This is a genomic window from Kitasatospora sp. SC0581 (assembly GCF_048159585.1).
GTDB lineage: Bacteria > Actinomycetota > Actinomycetes > Streptomycetales > Streptomycetaceae > Kitasatospora.
In genome coordinates this window covers 1-462 of sequence record NZ_JBLRWA010000133.1, presented here as the reverse complement: position 1 = coordinate 462, position 462 = coordinate 1, and the positions used below count along the sequence as shown (strand labels likewise).

Sequence of the window (462 nt, the reverse complement as noted above, 5' to 3'; positions counted from 1 at the left end):
CAGGGAGTCGCCGAGATTGGACAGGGCGATGGCGAGGTGGAGCCGGGAGCCGACCACCCGCCACTTGGCCGCCGACGAGCGGAAGGCGGCTTCGGCCCCGGCCATGTCACCGGACTCGAAGAGCAGGCCGCCGATCACCAGCAGATCCGCCGGGGTGCGGTCGGGGCCGTCGATCTGCTCGGCCCGGGTGGTGGTCCGCTCGGCGTAGGCGTTGGCCTGCTCGAGGTCGCCGGCCTGCTGGTAGGCGTTGGTGAGGTTGGCCAGCACCGTCCGCTGTGCCGCGGTGTCGCCGAGTTCGGTGAAGGCGCTCAGTGCGCTCTGCAGGTGCCGCAGGCTGAGGTCGGTGCGCTCGGCCATGCCGTGGGCCACGCCCAGCCGGCTGTGGAGCCAGGCCTGGCCCAGCAGGTCACCGGCGGCGGTGGTGGCGGCGAGCGCTTCGGTCAGGCAATCGGTCCACTCGCC

At 72.9% G+C, this 462-nt stretch carries 1 protein-coding gene; it reads right to left on the bottom strand.

The genetic code is table 11. The features are described from left to right. Positions 1–462, bottom strand: a 462-nt coding sequence (locus ACLWS4_RS37445) for a tetratricopeptide repeat protein (RefSeq protein ID WP_416876492.1), incomplete at both ends; no start/stop codon positions are given.